General features: G+C 70.4%; 17 protein-coding genes and 1 tRNA gene. 7 read left to right on the forward strand and 11 right to left on the reverse strand.

From position 1 onward, the window contains the following. The 5 genes from GXY85_05865 to GXY85_05885 all read left to right on the forward strand — a co-directional run. On the forward strand, positions 1 to 1135 hold a 1135-nt coding region (locus tag GXY85_05865; GenBank protein ID NLW50355.1), incomplete at its 5' end, for a hypothetical protein. Between the two features lie 13 nt (positions 1136 to 1148). Beyond that, entirely contained in the window at positions 1149 to 2513 is a 1365-nt protein-coding gene (locus GXY85_05870) for a PilN domain-containing protein (protein NLW50356.1), read from the forward strand. A gap of 12 nt (positions 2514 to 2525) precedes the next feature. Next, positions 2526 to 3119: a hypothetical protein gene (locus GXY85_05875; protein ID NLW50357.1), complete on the forward strand. Its 594-nt coding sequence runs from the start codon at positions 2526 to 2528 to the stop codon at positions 3117 to 3119. Further along, on the forward strand, positions 3116 to 3640 hold the full coding sequence (locus GXY85_05880; protein ID NLW50358.1) for a hypothetical protein: 525 nt from the start codon (positions 3116 to 3118) through the stop codon (positions 3638 to 3640). The genes GXY85_05875 and GXY85_05880 overlap by 4 nt, the downstream gene beginning before the upstream one ends. Next, entirely contained in the window at positions 3637 to 6486 is a 2850-nt protein-coding gene (locus GXY85_05885) for a hypothetical protein (protein NLW50359.1), read from the forward strand. The genes GXY85_05880 and GXY85_05885 overlap by 4 nt, the downstream gene beginning before the upstream one ends. Here GXY85_05885 and GXY85_05890 read toward each other — a convergent pair. From GXY85_05890 to GXY85_05915, 6 genes are all read right to left on the reverse strand, one after another. Continuing rightward, on the reverse strand, positions 6468 to 7298 hold the full coding sequence (locus GXY85_05890) for a creatininase family protein (GenBank protein ID NLW50360.1): 831 nt from the start codon (positions 7296 to 7298) through the stop codon (positions 6468 to 6470). The genes GXY85_05885 and GXY85_05890 overlap by 19 nt on opposite strands. A gap of 47 nt (positions 7299 to 7345) precedes the next feature. Continuing rightward, positions 7346 to 8887: a sialate O-acetylesterase gene (locus tag GXY85_05895; protein ID NLW50361.1), complete on the reverse strand. Its 1542-nt coding sequence runs from the start codon at positions 8885 to 8887 to the stop codon at positions 7346 to 7348. Positions 8888 to 8935: 48 nt separating this feature from the next. Continuing rightward, positions 8936 to 9835 carry a DUF2520 domain-containing protein gene (locus tag GXY85_05900; GenBank protein ID NLW50362.1) on the reverse strand — a complete coding sequence of 300 codons (900 nt, stop codon included), beginning with the start codon at positions 9833 to 9835 and terminating at the stop codon, positions 8936 to 8938. 34 nt (positions 9836 to 9869) lie between these two features. Then, complete coding sequence (locus tag GXY85_05905) at positions 9870 to 10445, reverse strand: SIS domain-containing protein (protein ID NLW50363.1); 576 nt, start codon at positions 10443 to 10445, stop codon at positions 9870 to 9872. Beyond that, positions 10426 to 11751: a bifunctional hexulose-6-phosphate synthase/ribonuclease regulator gene (locus GXY85_05910; protein ID NLW50364.1), complete on the reverse strand. Its 1326-nt coding sequence runs from the start codon at positions 11749 to 11751 to the stop codon at positions 10426 to 10428. Before GXY85_05910 ends, GXY85_05905 begins: the two co-directional genes overlap by 20 nt. 278 nt (positions 11752 to 12029) lie before the next feature. Continuing rightward, a complete protein-coding gene (locus GXY85_05915) occupies positions 12030 to 14027 on the reverse strand; it encodes an SDR family oxidoreductase (protein ID NLW50365.1) in 1998 nt (665 codons plus the stop codon). Positions 14028 to 14227: 200 nt separating this feature from the next. Between GXY85_05915 and GXY85_05920 the strand changes: the two genes are divergently transcribed. Then, positions 14228 to 14304: transfer RNA gene (locus GXY85_05920), tRNA-Asp, on the forward strand. A gap of 86 nt (positions 14305 to 14390) precedes the next feature. On the opposite strand, the gene GXY85_05925 is transcribed toward GXY85_05920, so the two are convergent. The 5 genes from GXY85_05925 to GXY85_05945 form a co-directional block, all read right to left on the reverse strand. Continuing rightward, a complete protein-coding gene (locus tag GXY85_05925) occupies positions 14391 to 15845 on the reverse strand; it encodes a hypothetical protein (GenBank protein ID NLW50366.1) in 1455 nt (484 codons plus the stop codon). Further along, the gene (locus GXY85_05930; GenBank protein ID NLW50367.1) at positions 15842 to 16774 is read right to left on the reverse strand and encodes a HEAT repeat domain-containing protein; all 933 of its coding nucleotides are present in this window, start codon (positions 16772 to 16774) and stop codon (positions 15842 to 15844) included. The genes GXY85_05925 and GXY85_05930 overlap by 4 nt, the downstream gene beginning before the upstream one ends. Positions 16775 to 17040: 266 nt before the next feature. After that, positions 17041 to 18147 (reverse strand): tetratricopeptide repeat protein, encoded by a 1107-nt coding sequence (locus GXY85_05935; protein NLW50368.1) that lies wholly within the window; start codon positions 18145 to 18147, stop codon positions 17041 to 17043. 29 nt (positions 18148 to 18176) lie between these two features. Continuing rightward, positions 18177 to 19250, reverse strand: a complete 1074-nt coding sequence (locus GXY85_05940) for a hypothetical protein (protein ID NLW50369.1) — start codon at positions 19248 to 19250, stop codon at positions 18177 to 18179. Positions 19251 to 19602: 352 nt separating this feature from the next. Continuing rightward, entirely contained in the window at positions 19603 to 20550 is a 948-nt protein-coding gene (locus GXY85_05945) for a plasmid pRiA4b ORF-3 family protein (GenBank protein ID NLW50370.1), read from the reverse strand. A 17-nt stretch (positions 20551 to 20567) separates the two neighbouring features. Between GXY85_05945 and GXY85_05950 the strand changes: the two genes are divergently transcribed. Next, a partial coding sequence (locus GXY85_05950; GenBank protein NLW50371.1) for a hypothetical protein occupies positions 20568 to 20935 on the forward strand: 368 nt, incomplete at its 3' end.

The following is a 20935-nucleotide window of genomic DNA, read 5'->3' on the forward strand; positions in this document are numbered from 1 at the left end:
CCCCGAAGGGGGCGGGCTGTACCTCAACGCCGAACTGGGCGGCGGCACCTACACCCTGCTGGCAGCGCCGGCGGGGCAGGACGATGGCCGCGAGTACGGCATCCGGGACGAGGCGGCCGCGGTCAATCTGAACCACAGCGACCAGGCCGTGCTCCTGCGGCTGCCCGGTCTGGACGCCGACCTTGCCGCATCGATCGTCGCGCTGAGAGATCGGATGGAGGGCATCGGGGAGATCGAGGACCTGCTTCTGATCGAGGGCATCGACGCCGTGCTCCTCTATGGCGAGGACCGGAACGGCAACGGCGTGCTGGACCCCTGTGAGGACGACGGCGAGGCGACCCTGCCGCCCGACAACGCCGATGCGCGTCTGGAGACGGGTCTGGCCGAGTTCCTGACGTGCCGATCGGCGGTGCGCAACGTGACTGCGGACGGCAAAGAGCGTGTCAACATCAACACGGCGGATGCGGAACAGCTCAAGTCGGCCTTGACGAACGTGTCGGAGGAACAGGCGCTCTCCATCGTCGAGCATCGCAAAAAGGGTGAGTTCGAGAGCATCGGCGGTCTGCTCGACGTGATGCTTGTCGAGAAGGAACAGAAGCGGGAATCCGAGGATGGCGGGCAGGGCGGCCGTCCGCAGCAGGGGCCGGGGGCGAACGAGCCCCAGGCGAGACCTCAGCAGCCGAACCAGCAGGGCGGCGGTTCGGACGGCGGCCAGTCCGACCGGACGACCGACGAGAAGGCGTTCAGCAGTGAGGAGTTCGTCGCCATCGCCGACCTGCTCACCATCACGGACGACGAGGTCCTGCACGGCCCTGTGAACGTCAACACCGCGCCGCCGGAGGTCCTGGCCTGTCTGCCGGGCATGGACCAATCGCTCGCGCTGGCGGTGGTGGACCGCCGCCGGCAGGCGCCCTACGAATCGGTCGGCGAACTGCTTGACCTGGACGGCCTCGATGCCGAGTCGTTCAAGAAGCTGTGCAACCTGGTGGCCGTGCGGTCGGACGTGTTCAGCGTGCGCTCCTTCGGCGTCGTCGGCGGAACCGAGGGGCCCGCCGCGGCACAGTGTTGCGTGCATGCGGTCATCGACCGGACCGAGGACGGGATTCGACTGGCGTCATGGCGCGAACTCCATTGAGGTGAGTGGACGCATGGGTCTTCAGAACGCAGGGAGGCGGCGGGTCGTCGTCTGGCAGAGGTGTGGCGGGTGCTGGCTGGCCGTGCTCGGCGAGGCCGGCGGCGCCGCGCCGCTCGTGCTTCGCACGGCCAGTCTGCCGGGGGCACTGCGCCTGCCGGAGCTGCCGGACGCCCTCCGCTGGAAGAAGGGCAGTGCGGGCCTTCTTGTGGTCGGCTCGCAGGACTGCCGGTTCCGCAGCGTCGACCTTCCGCCTGCGCCTGACGGCGAGGTCGAGGCGATGCTGAATCTGCGGCTCGAGACGGAACTGCCCTGGCCGCCCGATGCGCGGGCGTGGGGCTGGCAATCCCATTCCACGAAGACCGGAATCGAGGCGACTGTGCTGGCGCTGCCGTCTCAGGACGTGGCCGCGCTCGAGAGCGAACTGGAGGCCGTCGCGTGGCCCCGGGAATCGGTCGAGGCCCGGGAGGCGGGCCTGGGGCAGTTGGCCGCCCACCTGGTTCCGGCAGGCACGGCGGCGATGGTGGCGGCGGACCCCGAGGGGATCGTGGTCTCCGTGGTCAGCGACGGCCGGATGGTCTACAGCCGTCTCCTCTCCGCTGTGCCGGGTGAGAGGTCATCCGTCCACATCGCCCTGGAGGTGGAGCAGACGCTCCAGCACGCCGCCTGGCAGAGGGGTTCCGGCGGTCCGGACGCCGTGTTCGTCGCCGGGGACTCGCCGGACGGCTCCCTGCAACGGGAACTGCAGAATGCGGGCCTGCCCGTGCGCGAACTCGCGCCGGGCCCCGGCCTGCAGGTGGCTCCGGAGGCCGGCGATCCCGCAGACGTGCTGTGGCGGTACCCCGCCTGCGTCGGCGCCCTCATTGCCGAACATGAACGGCGGCGCGGCAACCGGGCGGCCGCACCGCTCCTGCGCGGCGCCAGGCCGAAGCGTCGGCTGCGGGCGCCGGCGGGCGTCGCGCGGCTGGCCGTGCTGAATGCCGTGATGTGTGTCGCCCTGATCGCGTCGGCCTTCGCGGTGCGGCACGTCAGGCTGCGCGTCGTCAACGCGGCCCTGACGCGTGCGGAGCCGGCGCTGGCCGAGCTGGCCCCCCTGGAGGATGAGGTGCGCGTACTCCAGGAGGAGGCCGCGTGCCGGACGTCCCAGCTCGATTTGCTGCTCGCCGTCGCCCAGGCCCTGCCGGAGGGAGTCGGCGTGTCCGAACTGCGGAGCGACCGGAAGGGGCACGTGAGCATCCGGGGGACGGCACAGTCGGTGGAGGTGGTCTCCAAGGCGGTGGCCGCCCTGGAGGCGGACGGACGGTTCTCCGACACGCGGTTCGACCGCACCGAGGCCGCCAAGCAGGGCAAGGCGTTCCAGATCGACTTCAGTGTTCGCTGACAGGACCGGGACATGAGACTGCATGAGCGCGAGCGACGGACGCTTCTTCTGGGAGGAATGGCTGCGGCGGCGATCGCCATCGTCGCCTGGGGCGTCGTGCCCCTGGGGAAGTGCTGGCGGCGGATGGGCGACGAACTGGCGCCGAAACAGGCCGCACTGGCGCAGGCGCAGGAGAGGCTCGATCGGCGCACGGCCCTCCTGGCTCGCCGGGCCGGACTGATCCGGCAGATCGGATACGTTGCCCCTCCGGCGACGACCGCCGACGCCGACGGGAAGGGCGTGGCGGATGGCGCCGCGCGGACCGGGTTCGAGGCGGAACTGGAGAAGACGGCGGGCCAGTGCGAGGTGGACCTGAAGTCGCTCGTGGGCGAGAGGGTCCGGCCGGGACAGAGTGCCTCCCGCTACGAAGAGCGGGCGTTCCGCGTCGAGGCCGAAGCCACCCCCGATGCCCTTGTGGCCTTCCTGCACGCGCTCGAGAAGGGCCCGCGGCTGGTGCGCGTCGACGAGCTTATCCTCCGGCAGGACACCCAGAAGCCGGGCCCGGCGAAGGTCACCCTGCAGGTGGCCGCATACGAACGCCGGGCTGCGGCGGGAGGCTCGAAATGACAACGGCTGGCGACACCGCAGTCAACGGGCGTGCCATGCGGCTGCTGATGATCGTGCTCATCGCGCTGAGTCTCCTGCAGCTTCTCCGGTGGGTGCGCGCGCAGCGGGTGGGACTGCCGGCCGGTCCCCTCGGCGCCGATGCCCTGGCCGCTCCGGCGCGAGACGGCGTTCCGGCCCTGGCGGAGTACTCCGCGATCGCGGATGAGGAGCACTATGGGAAGAAGCCGCCGGTGCCCCGCCTCCAGTTGTTCGGTGTCATCGGCGACGCCGCACTCCTGGGCACGTCGCCGCAGGATGCCGGACTGCACAAGGTCGATGCGAAGCTCCCCGGCAACCACGTGCTGGTCGAGGTCGGCGTCGACCAGGTCGTCCTCGAGCGCGAGGGGAAGCGCCAGACGCTGAAGCTGTTCGGCGAGCCGATCTGGCAGCCGGCCGCATCCCCCGCGTCGGTCGGGCCGCAGGGCCCGGCCGGCATACCTGATCACGCCCCCATGGCGGGGCCAAGGAGTAGGCAGCAATGAACGGCGTCTGCGGATTCCGATTCCGACGTTCCACACGTCTCTGCGCCGCCCTGGCCGTGCTGTTGTCGCTGACCGCGTCCTCCGCAAAGGCTGCGGAGGCGCCGCCTCCCGCTGTGCAGGAGGCGCCGCTTCCCGCTGTGCAGGAGGCGCCGTCTGCCGCTGTGCAGGAGGCGCCGCCTCCGGCCGTGCAGGAGGCGCCGCCTCCGGCGGTGTCCTCTGCCGATCCGGCCGGCCCGGAGACGATCACGTTGAACCTGAAGGGCGCCAACATCGAGCAGATCATGAAGTTCATCGGCGAGACTACGGGCAAGCCCGTCCTGCAGGGGAAGGACGTCAGCGGCAACGTCACGGTTGCCAGCCCCGGGCCGGTGACCAAGGCGCGGGCCATCGATCTGATCTCTCAGGCACTGCGCCTTCAGGGCATAGCGATCGTGGAGCGGGACGGCGTCGTCTACGTGCTCCAGACGAAGGACGTCCCTCGCCTCGGCATCGAGGCTGTTGGGGCGGCGGCGGAGGAGGTCGGCGAGGGTTTCGTGCGCACGATGATCCCGATCCGGTTTTCCGACGTGGAGCGGGTGCAGAAGCTCGTGGAGCCCTTGCTGGGCGAGGGCGGCAGGGTCCAGGCCGACTCGGTGTCCCGCAAGCTCATCGTGACGGCTTCGGCGGCGGAACTGGCCGGCATCGAGGACGTCATCCGGCAGGTCGACGTCGTGGAGATCCAGGAGAGCCAGGTCAGGATCTTCCAGCTCAAGCACGCGGAAGCCGCCGAGATTGCCACGGTTCTCCAGACCATCCTGAGCGGGGGTTCAGGCGGCGCCGGCTCGGGCGGCGCCCCCAGGGGGCCGTCCGGCGCCGGACCGTCCGGAGGCCGGAGCGCCGATTCGGCAGACGTGGCCGTCGTGCCCTACCCGACCGTCAACTGGATACTGGTGCGGGCGCCGAAGGACACGCTGGAGGCGGCCGAGAAGCTCCTCAACGAGCTGGACCGGGAGAAGCCGCCGGAGGTCACGCTGTTCGTGCTCAGTCTGGAGCACTCCGACGCGCGCGAACTGGCGGCACAGCTCTCCGCGCTCTTCCGGCAGCGCCAGCGGACCCGCGGCGTGCGCGACACCGTCGAGATCGCGGCGGACGCACGCTCCAACTCCCTCGTCGTCTATGCGACGCCCGAGAATGCCCAACTGATACGCAACGTCGTCACGGAGGTGGACACCGAGGAGGCGCGGCGCACCGAGACCCGAATCCGGCCGCTGACGCACGCGGACGCCGAGGACCTGGCGACACAGCTCAACGGGCTCTTCTCGAGGAGCACGGTCTACTCCTACGGGGCCTACTCGTCCCGTTACCAGAGCCTGAGCGAGACGACCCGGTTCGTGGCCGAGCCCCACAGCAACAGCCTCATCATCGTGGCGCAGCCGAACCAGTTCAGGGAGATCGAGGACATCATCGAGAAGCTCGATCAACCCCTGAACGCGGCGGAGATATCGCCGCGCATCTACCCGATCCGGCACGTGGACGCCAAGGACATGACGGACGTGCTGAGCGAGGTCTTCGGCGGCGAGCAGAAGCAGCGCGGCAGCGGCTACTACTACTATAGCTACTACGACCAGACACAGGACTCGAGCGTCGGGCGGCTCTACGGCAAGACCCGCTTCGTCCATGAGCAGGCGACCAACTCCGTCATCGTGATCACCAACAACACGAAGAACTTCGCCATCATCGAGGCGGTCATCGAGAACCTGGACCGTGCCATGCCGGAGGCCGCCAACACGCTCGTCTATGAACTGGAGCACGCCGACGCCACGGAGGTGGCGACGCAGCTCAACCGCCTGTTCGCGCCTCCGGGCAGCGGCCAGGCGTCCGACAGCGAGGCGGAGGCGCGCGCGAGCTTCTACAGCTGGCTCATGGGATCGTCGAAGGAGGAGGAGAGGCCGATCAGCAACCTGATCGGCAAGGTGCGCGTGGTCGGCGACGTGCGCACAAACTCCCTGCTCATCACGACCGCCGTGCAGAACTTCGATGCCCTGCGCGGGATCATCAGGTTTCTCGATGCGGCCGCGCCGAAGGTGCTGATCCGCATTCAACTGGTGGAGATCACCCGCACGAACGAGCAGCGCGTCGGCACCCGATGGACCTCCGATTCCAGCATCTTCGACAGCAAGGAGTTCAACAACGGCCTGCTGACGACGTTCGGCTACGCCTGGGAGGACGTCAGCAGCAACGCCACCCTGAGCGCCGACTTCCGGCTCTCCGCCCTGGTTCAGTTCCTCCAGCGGACGTTCTGCGCCCGGGTGCTCGCCCAGCCGACCCTGGTCGCCAACAACAACGAGGAGGCCACGCTGTTCGTCGGGTCCGAAATCCCCTTCATCAGCCAGAGCATCTCCCAGCCGGGCACGACGGCGCGGAGCGATTCGTTCGAATACCGGGACGTGGGGCTGACGCTGAAGATCAAGCCGCACATCAACAAGCACGGTCAGGTTGTCACCTCCGTCCTGCTGGAGTCCTCGCAGGTCCGTGAGGGCGAAGCGCTCTTCGGCGCCGCCATCATCGACACGCGCAAGTACGAGACCCATCTGGCGGTCGACAGCGGGCAGACGATCGTGATCGGCGGCATCCTGAACGTCGAAGAGGCGGAGATCGTCAGCCGTGTGCCCATCCTGGGCCACATCCCCGTCCTGAAGCTGCTCTTCAGCAAGCGCGACCGGGTGACGAACACCCGCGAACTGATCGCCTTCGTCACGCCGACCGTTCTCAGAGTGCGCTCCGAGGACGACGCCGTCACGGCGTCCGAACGCAGCGTCGTCCCCGAGTTCGACGATCTGGTGGACACCTATAGCGGGGACGACTGAGCGGGCGCCTGCCGATCGAGCGGCTCGTCCCAGACCTTCTTGAGGAACTCGCCGAAGGCCGTCGGGAAGTACTCGAGCAGTTCGGCGTAGCGCGTGTCGGCCCGGGTCGGGTCGCCCGACGCGCCGGTCTCGGTGACGTCGCCCCGGGTGTAGTAGTTCAGGTGCAGGGGCAGCGAGTCGCGCTTGACCACGGGCCGGACCATGCCCTCCGGCTTGACCAGGTCGGGGCGGTGATACATGAAGAAGGAGGTTTCCCATGCGTCGGCGTGGAAGTTGAACTGCCCCTGATCGAGCCGGCGGTAGATCTCCGGTCCGCGGGTGAAGCACGTGCGGTTGTCGGCCATGTAGATGCGCACGTCCTCGATGCCCTCGCGGCGCAGGCGGCCGGCCAGGTCGCGCAGTCCCTCGGTGGCCGGGGCGATGTTGCCGCCGTGGCCGCTGATGCAGGCGATCTTGCGGAACCCCGCCCGCAGCACCTCGCGCACCACGTCCTCGAGCACCTTCAGGTAGGTCTCCAGGCTCAGGCTGATCGTGCCGGGGAAGTCCGTATGGTGGGTGGCCCGGCCGAAGGGCAGGGCCGGCAGCACGACGACGGGGACGCCGTGATCGTCGCGGGCACGCCGGGCGCCCTCGAGCCCCCAGTACTGCGCCAGCAGGTAGTCGCACCCGACCGGGATCATCGGGCCGTGCTGCTCCACGCTGCCGAGCGGCAGGACGGCGATGCGCCCCTCCTCGGCCGCGCGCCCGACCTCGACCCACGACATCTCCTTCCACATCAGTCCGGCGTAGTCGCGCTCGTCAAACGGCTTCATCGGCACGGCCCTCGTGTCAGGTTCGGGTTGTCCCTGCGGACGCCGGGCTACGGCCCGGTCGTCTTCGCCCAGTCGTCCGTGCGGAAGGGCACGGCCGGCAGGCCGTTCTCGTTGGCCAGGTTGCAGATCGGGTGCTTGGCCCAGGCGTAGCGGACGGCTGCGGGCTCCGGGACCTCGTCGCTCCACACGACGACCGTATCGCCGTCGATCCGGGCCTCGGCCCAGACGAACTTCCGCTCCGCGCCCGCGATGGCGAAGCCGGTCAGCGGGCCTCCGGGCATGGTCGTGAGCCCGCCGTGGACGTGGTCGAAGTGCAGCCGCACCCGGTTGCCCTCGACCTCCATCGTGGAGTAGACGGGACCGGAGTACACCAGGTCCCGCCCGTAGACCCTCGCCAGGGCGATCAAGGCCAGGCGTCGGCCGACCTCCTGTTTGTTCTTCGGATGGGCATCCTGGGCGTCGCCGATGTCGGTGGTGACGGCGAGGCCGCTGAGCGGGTCGTCGCGGGCAACCTGCCACTGGCCCTCGATGACCTCGGCCCAGCCGCTGTCGGTCGGGTGGTCGTAGATCGGCCGGAACGGCGCCAGGGCGACGATGAGGAACGCAAAATCGCCCTGCCCCCACTCCCGCCGCCAGGAGGCGATCAGCGCCCTGAGCAGCATGGCATACTCGTGCCCGCGGGGCTCGTTGGTCTCGCCCTGGTACCAGAGGGCGCCCCGGATGCCATAGGGCACGAGCGGCGCGATCGTTCCGTTCCAGAGCGTGGCCGGCTGGTGCACGCGCGAGCGTCCGACGAAGTAGGCCAGCACCGGCTTCGGCGGCGGCTCCTGCCCGGCGGCCCGGGCCTTCTCGGCGGCCGGTTCCCAGACGGCCATCTCGGCCTCGTACTTGTCCCGGAAGCCCTGTTCGTAGTCGACCTCGGCCTGCCAGCGCTCCATCGCGTCGGGAATGACCTCCGTGAGCGCGCCCATCTCCACCCAGGCCTCCGCGGCCGACGACCCGCACGCGCCGCAGATCAGGCCGATCGGCACGTCCAGTTCGCCCTGGAGATGCCGCCCGAAGAAGTAGCCGGCGGCCGAGAAGCGTGCTGCGGACTCGGGGCTGCACACCTGCCAGCGCGATTGCACGTCCCGCACGGGCTCCTCCAGGATGCGGGCCGGCACAGTGAACAGGCGGATGCTCGGATGGTCGGCCGCTGCGGTCTCCGCCTCCGCGTCCATGGCCAGGCTGAGGGACATGTTCATGTTGGACTGGCCGGAGCAGAGCCAGACCTCGCCCACCATGACGTCGGTGATCGTGATCGAGTTCGTGCCCGCGACGGTCATCTCGTGCGGGCCGCCGGGCTGCATCGGTGCCAGGCGCACCATCCAGCGCCCGGTCTCGTCGGCCGTGCCGCGGGCCGTTCGTCCCGCGATCGTCACGGAGACTTCTTCGCCCGGCGCGGCCGTGCCCCACACGGGGGCGTGAAGGCCCTGCTGCAGGACCATGTGGTCGCAGAAGAGGGCGTGCGGCCGGACGTCGGCGTTCAGACGGCCTCCGTTGAGTGCGGTCAGTGCCATGGCGACGATCATCGACCTCCTGAGTATCATCAGTGCCTCCGGGGACGTGCGCACTTGAATGTCCGGTCTCCTGGCATGTCACGGATGCGCCGGCGACGGGCCGGGCGCCGGTCTGAGGGCCTCTTCCAGGGCGTGCACGGCCGCCTCGTCGAGGCCGCCCCGTGCGACGGCGACCCGCACGGTCTGGCGTCCCAGGAGCGTGTACAGGGGCAGCAGGTCCGCCGCGTGGCGCGCGATCTCCGTGCAGTGCCGGCGGACGGTCTCCGCGTCGCCCCGGGCGATCGGGCCGGTGAGGCATTCGGGGATGCCGACGCGTTCGATGTTCGAGACCGTTCCGCGAATCAGGGGCAGGAGGGCGTCCAGAGCCTCCGCGCGGGGGATGCCGGCGGCCTCGGCCAGCCGGACGGCGGCCGCCTCGACGGCGACCAGGTAGTTGCTGGCGAAGACGGCGGCTGCGTGGTAGAGCGGCTTGGCCTCCGGGCGAATGACGAACGGACGGCCGCCGATGTCCTCGGCCACCGTTCGCAGCAGGCCCACGGCCTCCGGGTCGCCCTCGATCGCGCACCGGCATCCGGGCAGCACGCGCACGGCCTCCTCGGCGGACGCGAAGCTCTGCAGGGGATGCAGCGAGCCGACGTGCGCGCCGGCGGGGCGGGCGGGGGCCAGGACCTCGGACGGCAGGGCGCCGCTGCAGTGCGCCACCACGCTGCCGGGCCGGAACGCCCCGGCGTCCGCCAGGGCCCGGCAGACGTTCCCGATCACGTCGTCCGGCGTGGCGAGGAACGTCAGGTCCGCCTCGCGGGTCAGGTCGGCGGCATCCTGCACCGGCCGCCCGGCGCCCGCGTAGTCGCAGGCCCGGCGCGCCGCATCGGCCGACGGGGCGGCCACGCCCAGCAGCCGGTAGCCGGCCCGCGTGAGCAGGCGGGCCAGGGCGGGGCCGACGCGGCCCGCCCCGACGATGACGACCTGCACGCCCACGTGTGGTGTTCCTCCGGCTCAGGGACGGCGGCGGCTACTCCAGGTTCGCGTGACGGTCGCTGAGGCGGCGTTTGGGGATGCCCTTGCGCTCCAGGATGGAGTAGACGAGTCCGTCGAAGTAGAGCAGCAGCGCCTGCTCGAACAGGGTGTTGTTGTGCGGTCCCAGCACGTAGCGATAGCGCTTCTTGACGTCTTTGCCCGTGACCGGCACCACGATGACGTGGTCGGCGTTGCGCGCGAAGGGGGAGTCGGGCACGGCCGTGAGGGCGGCAACGCTGGCCTTCGACTCGCGGGCGATGCGGGCGAACTGCACCGTGCTCATCGTCGTGCCGGAGCACGAGATGCCGACCATCAGGTCGCCGCGCCGGATGCGCGGGCAGGTGGCCTCGCCGGGCACGTGGGCGTCCAGCCCCATCTGCATCAGCCGCATGGCCAGGCACTGGCCGATGTAGCCCGAGCGGCCCTTGCCGGTCACGAACACGCGCCTGGCCTTCAGCAGCATCTGGGTGAGGCGCTCGGCCGCCCCGACGTCCATCTCCTGGAGCAGCAGGCTGATGCCGTTCAGGCGTGCGTTGACGATGTCGAACAGGTCAGCCCTGGTCTTTTCCACCATCGCCCTTCCTCAGCTGCTCCCAGCGCATCAGCTCGGAGACCGTGCCCAGGGTGCGGCCGTCCTCGATCTCGGCCATCTCGCGTTCCTCGCGCTCGACGACGGCCTGGGCGCGGTTGGCTACCTCGACGGCCTTCTCCTGCGGGATGACGACCACGCCGTCGTCGTCGGCGATGATCCAGTCACCCGTGCGGATGTACTGGCCGCCGATCCGCACGGGGATGCCGATCATGCCGTAGCCCTTCGGCTCGCCCGCCACGGGTGTGGTGAAGGAGGCGAAGGCCGGGAAGCCCATCTGGCGGATGTTCATCGTGTCCCGGATGGCCCCGTCGATTACGACGCCGGCCACCTTCCGCTGCAGGCAGCTCAGCGTGGCCTTCTCGCCCCAGACGGCCGGCGGCCGGCCGCCGGCGTCGATCACCAGCACCTGGCCCTCCTCGGCCTGGTCGATGGCCTCGACCGGTTTGGCCCAGTCGCCGGGATAGGTCCAGACCGTCAGCGCACGCCCGGCAACGCGGGCGCCCGGGGTGATGGCCGTCAGCCCCAGGATGGCGCCGGCGTTGTGCAGCGCCTCGGTGACGTCGGCCGCCGAGGTGCGCTGCAGCACTTCGCCGATGGCGGACTCATCGCCGCGCTTGAACAGGTGGGTCGGCACGGCGGCGCCGGTGGCGACGGCCCGCAGGATCGCCTCGGCGGCGGCCCGGGCGTCGGGCGCCTTCGTGATGGCCCCGCCGACGATGACGACCGACGCGCCCGCCTTGACGGCGTCCGGCGCCGTCTCGCTGTTGATGCCGCCCGCCACGGCGATGGGGATCTGGACCCTCTCGGCGACGGCCCGCAGGTCGTCGAACGGCAGTTCGCCGCGCATCTGCATGTCGATGGGCGTATGGATGCAGATGCAGGCGGCGCCCATGGCCTGGACCTCCAGGGCGCGCTCGACCAGCCGGCCCTCGACGGCCAGGCCCACCAGGTCGACGGCGATGCGCGCGTCGTAGCGGCGGGCGGCCTCCACGCACTCGATGATGGTCGCGTCGGACGCCGCGCCGAGCACGTGGACGACGTTCGCGCCGGCCTTGGCCGCGCACTCGGTCTCCACGCGGCCGGCGTCCATGACCTTCATGTCGGCGATGACCGTGGCGGACGGAAACTCGCGCCGCAACGCGCGGACGGCGTCGAGGCCTTCGCTCTTGATCAGCGGCGTGCCGGCTTCCAGCCAGCGGATGCCGCCGGCGTAGGCCTCACGAGCGGCCCGCAGGGCCTGTTCGAGGTTCACGAAGTCCAGTGCCAGTTGTACTACGGGATCCATGGATGCGTCTCCGAAGCGGGATGGGGTGCGAACGGACGCCCGGTGTCCATTATACGACGTGCCCCGGGGAACGCCAACCGCCCGGGGGCACGCCGTCTGCGTTCCGCGCGGCACCCGTCCGTTGAAGAAGCCTCTCTGTGTGGCGCAGGCGCCCTCGCCTGTGCGTTCTTGCCTGCAGTGAGGCCGTTCCAGACCTGGACCAACAGCCGAGGCCTGCCCGACGGGACTTGCCCGCCAGGGCGGGCGGGGCGGCTGTTCCACACTCCTTCAGCGGGCCGCTAACGCACGAACACCTGCCCGGCGTCCACGACGAGCGTCTGCCCCGTGATCCGGGCCGCACGGTCGCCCGCCAGGAAGCTGACCGCCTCGCCCAGGTCGTCCCACGTGACCTCCTGCTTCAGGGCGGTCAGGTTGATGTAGTAGGGGATGACCTCTTCGGGCCGGAGCCCGCGCTTCTCGGCCAGCGCCTTGACGTAGTCCTCGTTCCAGATCTTCGACTCGGCGAAGACGTTGCCCGGACAGAGGGCATTGACGCGGATGCCGTGCTCGGCCAGCTCCAGAGCCCAGCCGCGGGCCAGATGGATTTCGGCGGACTTCGTCGCGTTGTAGGCGCTGTGGTTCCTGGACGCCTCCAGGCCGGTTTTGGACGAGACGTTGATGATCGCCCCGCCGGTGCCCTGGGCGATCATCCGGCGCGCGGCCTCGCGGGCCATCAGGAAGTAGCCCGTCAGGTTCACGTCCAGCGTCTTGCGCCATTGGGCCAGGGGGAAGTCGACGAGCGCGTGCACGGGCGCCAGCCCGGCGCCGTTGATCAGGACGTCGACCCCGCCCAAGGCGCAGACGATCTGCCGGAAGAGGGCGCGGACGGACGCCTCGTCCGTCACGTCCACGTCCATCGGCCGCGCCGTCCCGGCGCCTTCCTGGGCCACCGCGCGCCTCTGCGTCTCCTCGGCACCCCCCCGATCGACGTCGGCCAGCACGACGTGCGCGCCGCGACGTGCCAGGAACAGCGACAGCCCGCGCCCGATGCCGCTGCCGGCCCCGGTGACCACCACCACGCGGCCGGCCAGGTCCGAACCGCCGCGTTCGCCGGACGCGGTCTGCCGGCGGAAACGTTCCACCTCCCAGTCGTGCAGGAATGCCAGGGCCTCCTCGCTCAGGCCGCGCGGACCGCCGAATCGCGACGCGATCGTCAGCGACTCCAGCACGGCTTCCATCGTGGCGCATACGGCGTCCAGAAACCTCGACGTCGGCGCCGCGCAGAACAGGCCCAGGCCGTCCACCAGGATGCAGAGCGGGTGCTCCGACCACGAGGACGTCTCCTCCAGGCGCTCGGCGACGACCCGCCGGGCCTCGCCGGGGTCGGGAGGCAGCGCTATCCAGAGCGGCCGCTCGCGGCAGTAGACCACCTGGTCGGGCACGAGCGGCGGCGCCTCGGACAGCTCCGCCGCCTGCGGCAGGCGCAGGAAGCCGCGCACCACGGGGGCATCGGAGAACCGCAGCAGGGCGGGGCCTCCGAAGGCCCGCGCGTAGAACGGCCGCATGGCCGCCGTCACCTCCGCCACGAGGGCGTCCACGACCTCCGGATCTGCCGGGCGGGCCGGCGGGAGGCCGGCGGCCGCGATGGCCTCGGTCGCGGCACGGTCCACCCGGTCAAACACGCGGGCGGTCAGCTCCAGTGCGCGGTCGGCATCGGTGGTGCTGACGACCAGGCCGTGGTTTTCGAGGAAGATCACCTCCGGCGCGCGCGAGTGCTCGGCCGCATACCGGTGCAGTTCGTCGCGCAGACGGCAGGCCAGCGAATGCCCCGCGCCGGCGTAGTCGATGTAGAGCGGCGGGGGAACCAGATCCGCGAACATGCGTTCGATCGCCGCGCGCCCGTCCCGGGCGCAAAGGAGCCCGTTGACGACCGAGGGATGCGTGTGCACGACGCACCGGTCCAGCATGGCGTGCAGGCTGGTCTCGACCGACGGCCGGCCGTGCAGATCGTCCAGGCAGGCGTCCAGCAGGCGGTCGACCACCCGGGCCTCGCGTTCGGCGGCGTCCAGGGCTGCCAGGGCCTCGTCTTCGGCGATGGCCGCGCAGCGAACGACGTCCACGAGGCGGTAGCCGCGCCCCTCGACCATGTCCCCGAGGGCGGTCCCGCTGGCCTTGACGTACATGGTGCGGCGGCCGTCGGTCTTGACGCTGGTGTTGCCGCCGCCGCCCTGCACCCAACGCGGGGAGGCGCCGACAGTCCGTGAGATGCGGAGCATGTCCTGCAGATCGGCGTTCATGGCTCGATTCCTGGAGGGAGCACGTGGGCCGTGATGCGCATACACTACCGCAGAGCGGGCGGCACTGGCAAGCGGGCGCGCCGTGGTCTGCCCGCGTGCAGACGCGGCGCCGGCGGGGCCGGAGCGGGCTGCGCAGTATCTCGGCCCGTCGCTTGACAACGGGCCGTCGAATGGATAACTTGACTGGGGTTTGAAACAGTGGGGGCGTAGCTCAATTGGTTAGAGCATCGGACTGTCGATCCGAAGGTTGGGAGTTCGAGTCTCCTCGCCCTCGCCACGAACGGGGACGCCGCTGAACGGGGCGTCTCCGTCCTTTTTGGGCCCCCGCCAGGCGGCAGCCGGCCAGCCGAGCCGGGCTTCGGTTCAGGGCGCCTGCTCGCTGACGATCACGATCTCCCCGTCGGCGCCCCGGGCGGCTACGTCCTGGGCGGTCGCGCCGGGACGGCCGCTCCGTCCGGCGACGCCCGCGTGTCCGTCGCGTCCGTCCCTGCCGGAAGGCCCCCTGTCGCCGGCCGGTATGGTCACATGCTTCTTGTGCCGATCCTTGTCCGGATCGTGCCGCCACTCCGTCGCGGCGGGGCCTCCGTCGCCGCCCCTGCCGCCGGGGCCGCCGCGTCCCGGATCGCCGCCCCGGCCGCCCGAACCACCGGGGCCGCCGGCCCCTGCGGCGCCGACTGCGCCCCCTTCGCATGAGAACTGCACGCACCGGCGGGCGAGGTCGAGAGCGTCTCCGGTGAGGCGGTAGGTGACGAAGATGCGGCCTCCGTTGCCGCCCGGCCCTCCCGGCGCGCCGTCTCCGCCGTCTCCGCCATCGCCGCCGTCGCCGCCGTCGCCCCCGTCACCGCCCTGTGCCCCGCGGTGGCCGCGTGCTCCGACGTGGCGGGCGTGCAGACCTTTGCCTCCCCGCCCGCCATCGCCGCCGTTGCCGCCGCTGCCTCCTGTGCCTCCGGCGCCGCCGTTGCCGCCGGAGCCTCCCCGCCCGCCCTCGGCCGTGACAAGCAGCCTGCCGTCGGGGTGCAGAACGGAAACGGCGTCCTCCGTCGGCGACGGCCGCATGCTGATGCAGAGCAGAGCGGTCTCATAGAAGGGAGAGGTCAGGGAGGACACCACGACGGCCAGGTCCGAGGCGTCGCCTCCCGGCCCGCCGGGCGTGCCGTCGTCTCCGCCGTCGCCTCCGTGTCCGCCGTGCTGTCCGTCCGAGCCGTCCTGGCCGTCCTCGCCGCGGTGGCCGTCGGCGCCGGACCGGCCGTCATCCCCACTCCGCCCGGAATCGCCTTGCCGGCCGGTCCGGCCGCTGCGGCCCTGGGCGCCGTCGAAGTGCAGGGAGCGCTTGCCGCCGAAAAGCGGGCGGAAGAGGGCGACGGCGCACACGTCGGGCGCGTCCGTAGCGCAAGCCGACAGCGTGTAACCGGTGCGGGCGGCCCGCAACTGGTCCCGATGCGGCGTGAACCGCCCCTGAGCGTCGAACTGACCGTCCTCTGAACGGAGCCCGATCGCGTCCGACGGGATTGTGCCGGCGGCATGCGCCGATGCGCCGCCGGCAAGGCCGGCCGTGTAGAAGGCCAGTCCGTCTTCATCAATGACGATCGCGCCGTCGAGCACCTCCTGGCGGGCTGTCCACGGCGCAATGCCTGCGAGTTCATGGAACAGGGCATAGATGGCGACGATGCGGCCGGGGCCGCCGCGGTCCGTCGGCGCGGAGAGGCCCGCCGGCGGGCGGCGCAGAGGCGGTGCGGGCACGGGCGGATCCGCCCTGCGGAACACGTGGCAGCCGGCAAGCGAGAAGACCAGGAGGATGGCGGCGCATGCGCGTGTCATCGGCCTGCCTCCTCGCGAACGGTGCGGCGGATGAAGCGCTGGATCTCCAGATCGGGCTCGCCCGCTTCGACGGCGGCCCGGCAGGCGTCCCGCCAGTTCTCGGGCGTTACGGCGAGCAGGTCGTCGGGCAGCGGCGTGAACTCCGCCCGAAGCAGGCCGGCGTCCGTGCGTTCCAGCGCCCACAGGGCCAGCATCCGGGTCGCCCGATCAGCGCGCGCTCGGGCGGCCGCCAGGAGTGCGGGTGCGGTGCGCGCGTCGGCGATGCGCCCGAGGAACCAGAGCGCGCTCAATCGGACGGCCGGGTCGGCGTGCGTGAGCAGGTCCGCGAGCGCGTCCACGGCGGCGGCTCGCGTCTCGTCGTCCGTGTCCTGGCCTTCCAGCAGGAGGTCCCCCACGGTGCAGAGCGCCGGCCGCAGTTGCGGGGCGTCCTGCGTGGGGCGGAGTTCCTGGAGCAGCGTGAGGGCCACCGGCAGGTTCTCCAGCTCGTGACGGAACACCCCGGCATAGCGGAGGACGGGCACCGAGGATCGGTAGCTCCGCTCGGCATCGCGCACGAGGCGCACGACGCGCAGTCGCGCCTCCGCGTCGTCCTTCAGCACGTCGAGGAAGCCGCTGAGTGACTCGAGAAGCTGCTGCACCGCCTCCGCGTCCGCACAGCCGCCGGCGGCCTGAAGGAGGTAGGCGGCGGCAGCCGGATCGTCCTGCAGGCCGAGCGCCCAGACCGCCCAGCGCCGCACGGCAGGATCGGGGTCGGTCACGGCGAGCGCTCCGAACACCGGCAACGCCTCCGTTCTGTCCAGGCAGGCCAGGGACTCCACGGCGGCGGTCCGGATGCGCGGCTTCTGCGCGTTGTCCTGCGCAATCTGAATAAGCGTGGCCGCGGCCTCGGCCTGCTGCTCGACGCCCTGGACGTTGCGCAGGCGGGTCACCTTCTCCAGGCGCGAGACACAGCCGGGCGCAAGCAGCGACAGGGCGACGGCGGAGAGGAACGCCCGGAGGATTGTCCCAGGCCGTCCGTGCAGTCCAACGCTGATCGGCCTCCCAGGGAGTTCCGTTTCCATGCGCCTGAGTATGACACAAAGGCAGGCGCATGTCCATGCATTTTTTGCGCTTGCCCTGCCGGGCACGCGGCCGTCCGTGCCTGTCCGTGCACGTGCGGTGCGCGCGCAACGCCGCAGAGCCCGGTGCCGACGGACTACTCCGTCTTGCCCAGTTCGCGGGCCATGGCCAGGTCGCGTTCGGCCATGCCCGCATTGCCGAGCGCCCGCCACGAGTCGGCGCGGGCCTCGTATGCCCGGGCGGACTTGGGGTCCAGCCGGATGGCCTGCCCGTAGTCCTGCATGGCCGACTCCTCGTGGCCCAGCCGATGGAACAGCCGTCCCCGGTGGTAGTAGCTATCGGCCACGGTCGCGTCGGCGACCAGGGCGCCGTTGAGGGCTGCGAGTGCCGCGTCGTATTCCTCCTGAGCCGCCAGGGCGATCCCCCGGTAGAGCAGCGCCTCCGGATGCCCCGGGCTGAGGTCCAGAGCACGGTCCAGATCCGGCAGGGCCACGTCGTACTGCTCGAGCTGGATGTGCGTGAAGGCCCGGTCGATCCAAGCGTAGGTGTAGTCCGGGTAGCTCTGGACGGCGCGGGTGAAGTCGGCCAGCGCTGCGGCATGGTCTCCCCGTTCGCGATGGAGGGCTGCTCGCTCGGCGTAGGAATAGGCCGCGACGGCCGGGCTGCTGAGTTCGATGGCGCGTGTGTAGTCGGCGATCGCCTTGTCGTACTGCTCCGCCGCTCTGTACGCCGACCCGCGCGACCGCCAGCGGCGGGCGGTGTTCGGGTCCAGCGAGATCGCCTGCCCGTAGTCGGATGCCGCCAGGTCGTACCGGCGCAGCCTCAGATACGCGTCGGCCCGGTGCTCCCAGTTGTCGGCAACTTCCGGTTCGATGCCCAGCAGCTTCGTGTAGTCCGCTGCCGCCAGGTCGTACGCCTTCATCGCGCGGTAGGCGAAGGCCCGACGGTCGTAGCCCTCAGCCGAGGGTTCCAGCTCCAGGGCCATGGTGTAGTCGGCGACGGCCAGTTCGTGCCACTTGAGATACACCAGTGCCTGCCCGCGATCCAGGTAAGCCTGGGTGCAGTGGGGGTCCACGGCAACGGCCTGGCTGAGGATCAGCACCGCCTCCTCCACGCGATCCTCCTCCTCGACCAGCACACGCGCTCGCTCAAGGTAGTCCTGAGCGGTCGGTTGAGCGAACACGGACGCCGCGCACGCGGCCAACAGAACCACTGCCGGAATGCACACGCGACGGTTGGACATCTCATCGCCTCCTGAGAGGACTCGGTTCTCTATGGGCGGGCCGCCTCGGGCACGCTGCGAACGTCCAGGGTGACCTTGAACGCCTTCTCGGCGGGCTGGTCGGCCTGCCAGGGGCGCCTGTGCTCCAGCACGATGTCCGTCTTGCCCGTATCCACGACGCGGAAGACGTTCTCGACGTGGCCCGTCCCCGCCCGTTCGGCCTCGGCGGACGCCCCCGGCACGAACTGCGGCCAGCCGGTGTATGTCACGGACGACGTCAGCAGGCCGTCGCCCCGGACCTCCCTGACGGTCCAGACCAGGCCGCTGCGGCTGTCGCCGGGCAGACGGATGACGACCTCCCGAACGCCCTCCACGGCGACGGTCGTGCCGTCGGCATCCGGCCCGACCCGCAACGGCACCGGCCAGTCGGGGGCCGCTCGGTCCACTCGAAAGGCCAGGTAGAACGTCTGGGGGCGAACCACGCCCATGCGCTTGCGGACCAGGGCGGTGGCCCCATCCGTACGGGGCAGGTCGACGCGCTCGGCCTCCGTCCCCCCCAACTGCACGGTCAGGCGGTCCTTCTCATAGGCGGGGCTGAGCCGGACTGTCAGGGTGCCGACCATCTTGGTGTCGTGGATCGTGGCCGCCTGGTCATTGAGCGCGAACCACCTGTGTTCCATCCGCCAGGCCGCCACCCCGAGCTTGCCCATCTCGTCGCGGATCCACGGCAGGGTGACGTCGTCGGCAGGCAGTGCATCGGCATCGGCGAAGACCGCCGCCATGACCACGGGCCCCCCGACCATCGGCCAGGGCTCCGGCAGCAGGCGTCCGCCCGTACCTCCGGGTGGCCGCAGCATCCAGCCGTGCTCCCCCCACAGGACGACCGGGTCGCCCACCCACTGCACGTCGCCCCAGGGGGTACGGTAGTAGTCGCCCTCGACGGCCGCGGGCACGGGCTTGCCGTTGTAGAGCAGTGTGCCGAGCGTGCCCTCGCTTCTGGTGCCGGGGGCCGTGATCGTCAGGGTGTACTTCCACAGGCCCGCCGAATACGTGCCGGGTTGGCTGACATCCACCTTGTGCGAGACCGGCGCCGCCTTGTCCGGTGTGAGCGACTGCTGCAACATCGAAGGGGCGGCCTGCCGGCACCCCAGAAGTGCAATCACCGCCAGCAGCCCTGTCAACCGCCTCCCAGCGCTCTGCATGTTCGAACCCCCGATTCGGCCCGCGTCGATCATCCCCTGTCCAGACGGACAGCCGGGCGTCTCCGCAAGCGTCGCACGCACGGCGGACGCTCCTGCTGATTATCCGGCACGGCGGGCACCCGTGCAAGGACGATTCCATGGCGGGCGGACCGTTCCGAGGCGGGGGCCCCGGTGCGATGGGCCTGGACCGCCGGCCGGCTCAGGATCGACGGTGCCGGGCGGCTTCAGGAGACGCCGCCGGACGATGCCCGGAGCTGTTGTGGAGGACGGGCGCCTACTGCAGCCTCTTCAGGCACTCATTGACCTCTTCCAGATCGAACTCCTCCGGGTCGATCTCGCCGGCCCACTCCACCATGTCCTCGTGGTCCGGATGGTCCGGGTCGGCCAGGGCGTGCAGCAGCGCGCTGTAGCCCCAGGCGCCGCCGCAGTCCTCCGGCGGACAGGCGCGCTTGCCCTTCAGGCAGACGGGGTACTGCACGCCACCTTCGGCATCGAAAGTCTTCTCCAGAACGATCTTGTGTTCCCAGCCGTCGCCGAAATCATACTCGTAGAGCAGCGTGCTCTTGGCCTTGCGGCAGACCTGCGCCAGCGCCACGCCGTCCTCGTCCTCGCCCTCTATCTCGAGGTCGTCGAACTCGGGTCCCCGGGGAACGAACGCTCGCATGCCGTGTGTGGCCGTGAAGACTTCGTCGAAGCGGCCGGCTTCGATCAGTCTGACGATGTCGTGCGGGCTCTGCCTGAGCGACTTGTCCCTCAGCGTGAACTGGTGCAGGTGGCTGTCCGTCCAGCCCATCGCGATCTGGAGGACGTGGTGCAACCGGCCGAGCGTGATGTCGGCCGGTACCGCCAGGCGCCGCCAGATCGGCGGCCGCACGCCCTGCAGCGTGACCTTGAGTTGCAGGACGCGGCGGCCCTGTGGACTTTGCCCGTCCTTCGAAGGCCCTGCCTTGCGCTTGCCCATCGTGCCACCTCCGCGGAAGAGCGAAATGAAAAGACCTGCGCCGCGACGAGTCCGACTCGCCGTCGCCGCAGGTCTTCTCCAATCATGGTAGCGGGGGCGGGATGTGGAATCAATCAGAATGGGCTGTTGACTCTCCTGACCTTGAGGTGGGCGCTCCCGCGCAATGGGCGTCGAGTGCGGGTGGGGCGCTGATTGGAGTGTCCAGGGGTGGGCTGTAGCCGTGTTGCAGTCCTCTCCAGCGAACGATACAATAGTATGCATAACGGCAGGAGAACGGCATGGAAAGGCACAAGGACGCGAACGGGCTGACGCCGAAGCAGGCGATGGCAGCCGAGCATTACGTCTTGCACGGCAGCATGTCGGCTGCCTACCGGCATGCCTATAGCACCTCCAATATGCAGCCGGCGACGGTCAACCGCAGGGCGGTCGATCTGTTCCGAGTCCCCGCCGTTGCCCGCCGAGTTGAGCAGCTCCGTGCCGAGGCCGAGGAGCGGGCTACCATCACGCGGGACGAGGCCGTGGCCCTGCTGGCTGTCATCGCCAGGGGCAAGCAGTCGGCCGTCGCCGTCCGTGCCATCGACCGCCTGGCCAAGATGTGCGGTTGGGACAAGCAGGCCGTTCTGGGCGACGACCGGGTCACCATCAC

This window comes from Candidatus Brocadiaceae bacterium (genome assembly GCA_012728835.1).
In the GTDB taxonomy this organism is placed as follows: domain Bacteria; phylum Planctomycetota; class Brocadiia; order SM23-32; family SM23-32; genus JAAYEJ01.

Coding starts and splice junctions, on each gene's coding strand:
- GXY85_05870 (NLW50356.1), top strand. CDS start 1,149: ATGGGTCTTCAGAACGCAGGGAGGCGGCGGGTCGTCGTCTGGCAGAGG.
- GXY85_05875 (NLW50357.1), top strand. CDS start 2,526: ATGAGACTGCATGAGCGCGAGCGACGGACGCTTCTTCTGGGAGGAATG.
- GXY85_05880 (NLW50358.1), top strand. CDS start 3,116: ATGACAACGGCTGGCGACACCGCAGTCAACGGGCGTGCCATGCGGCTG.
- GXY85_05885 (NLW50359.1), top strand. CDS start 3,637: ATGAACGGCGTCTGCGGATTCCGATTCCGACGTTCCACACGTCTCTGC.
- GXY85_05890 (NLW50360.1), bottom strand. CDS start 7,298: ATGAAGCCGTTTGACGAGCGCGACTACGCCGGACTGATGTGGAAGGAG.
- GXY85_05895 (NLW50361.1), bottom strand. CDS start 8,887: ATGATACTCAGGAGGTCGATGATCGTCGCCATGGCACTGACCGCACTC.
- GXY85_05910 (NLW50364.1), bottom strand. CDS start 11,751: ATGGATCCCGTAGTACAACTGGCACTGGACTTCGTGAACCTCGAACAG.
- GXY85_05915 (NLW50365.1), bottom strand. CDS start 14,027: ATGAACGCCGATCTGCAGGACATGCTCCGCATCTCACGGACTGTCGGC.
- GXY85_05925 (NLW50366.1), bottom strand. CDS start 15,845: ATGACACGCGCATGCGCCGCCATCCTCCTGGTCTTCTCGCTTGCCGGC.
- GXY85_05935 (NLW50368.1), bottom strand. CDS start 18,147: ATGTCCAACCGTCGCGTGTGCATTCCGGCAGTGGTTCTGTTGGCCGCG.
- GXY85_05940 (NLW50369.1), bottom strand. CDS start 19,250: ATGTTGCAGCAGTCGCTCACACCGGACAAGGCGGCGCCGGTCTCGCAC.
- GXY85_05945 (NLW50370.1), bottom strand. CDS start 20,550: ATGCATACTATTGTATCGTTCGCTGGAGAGGACTGCAACACGGCTACA.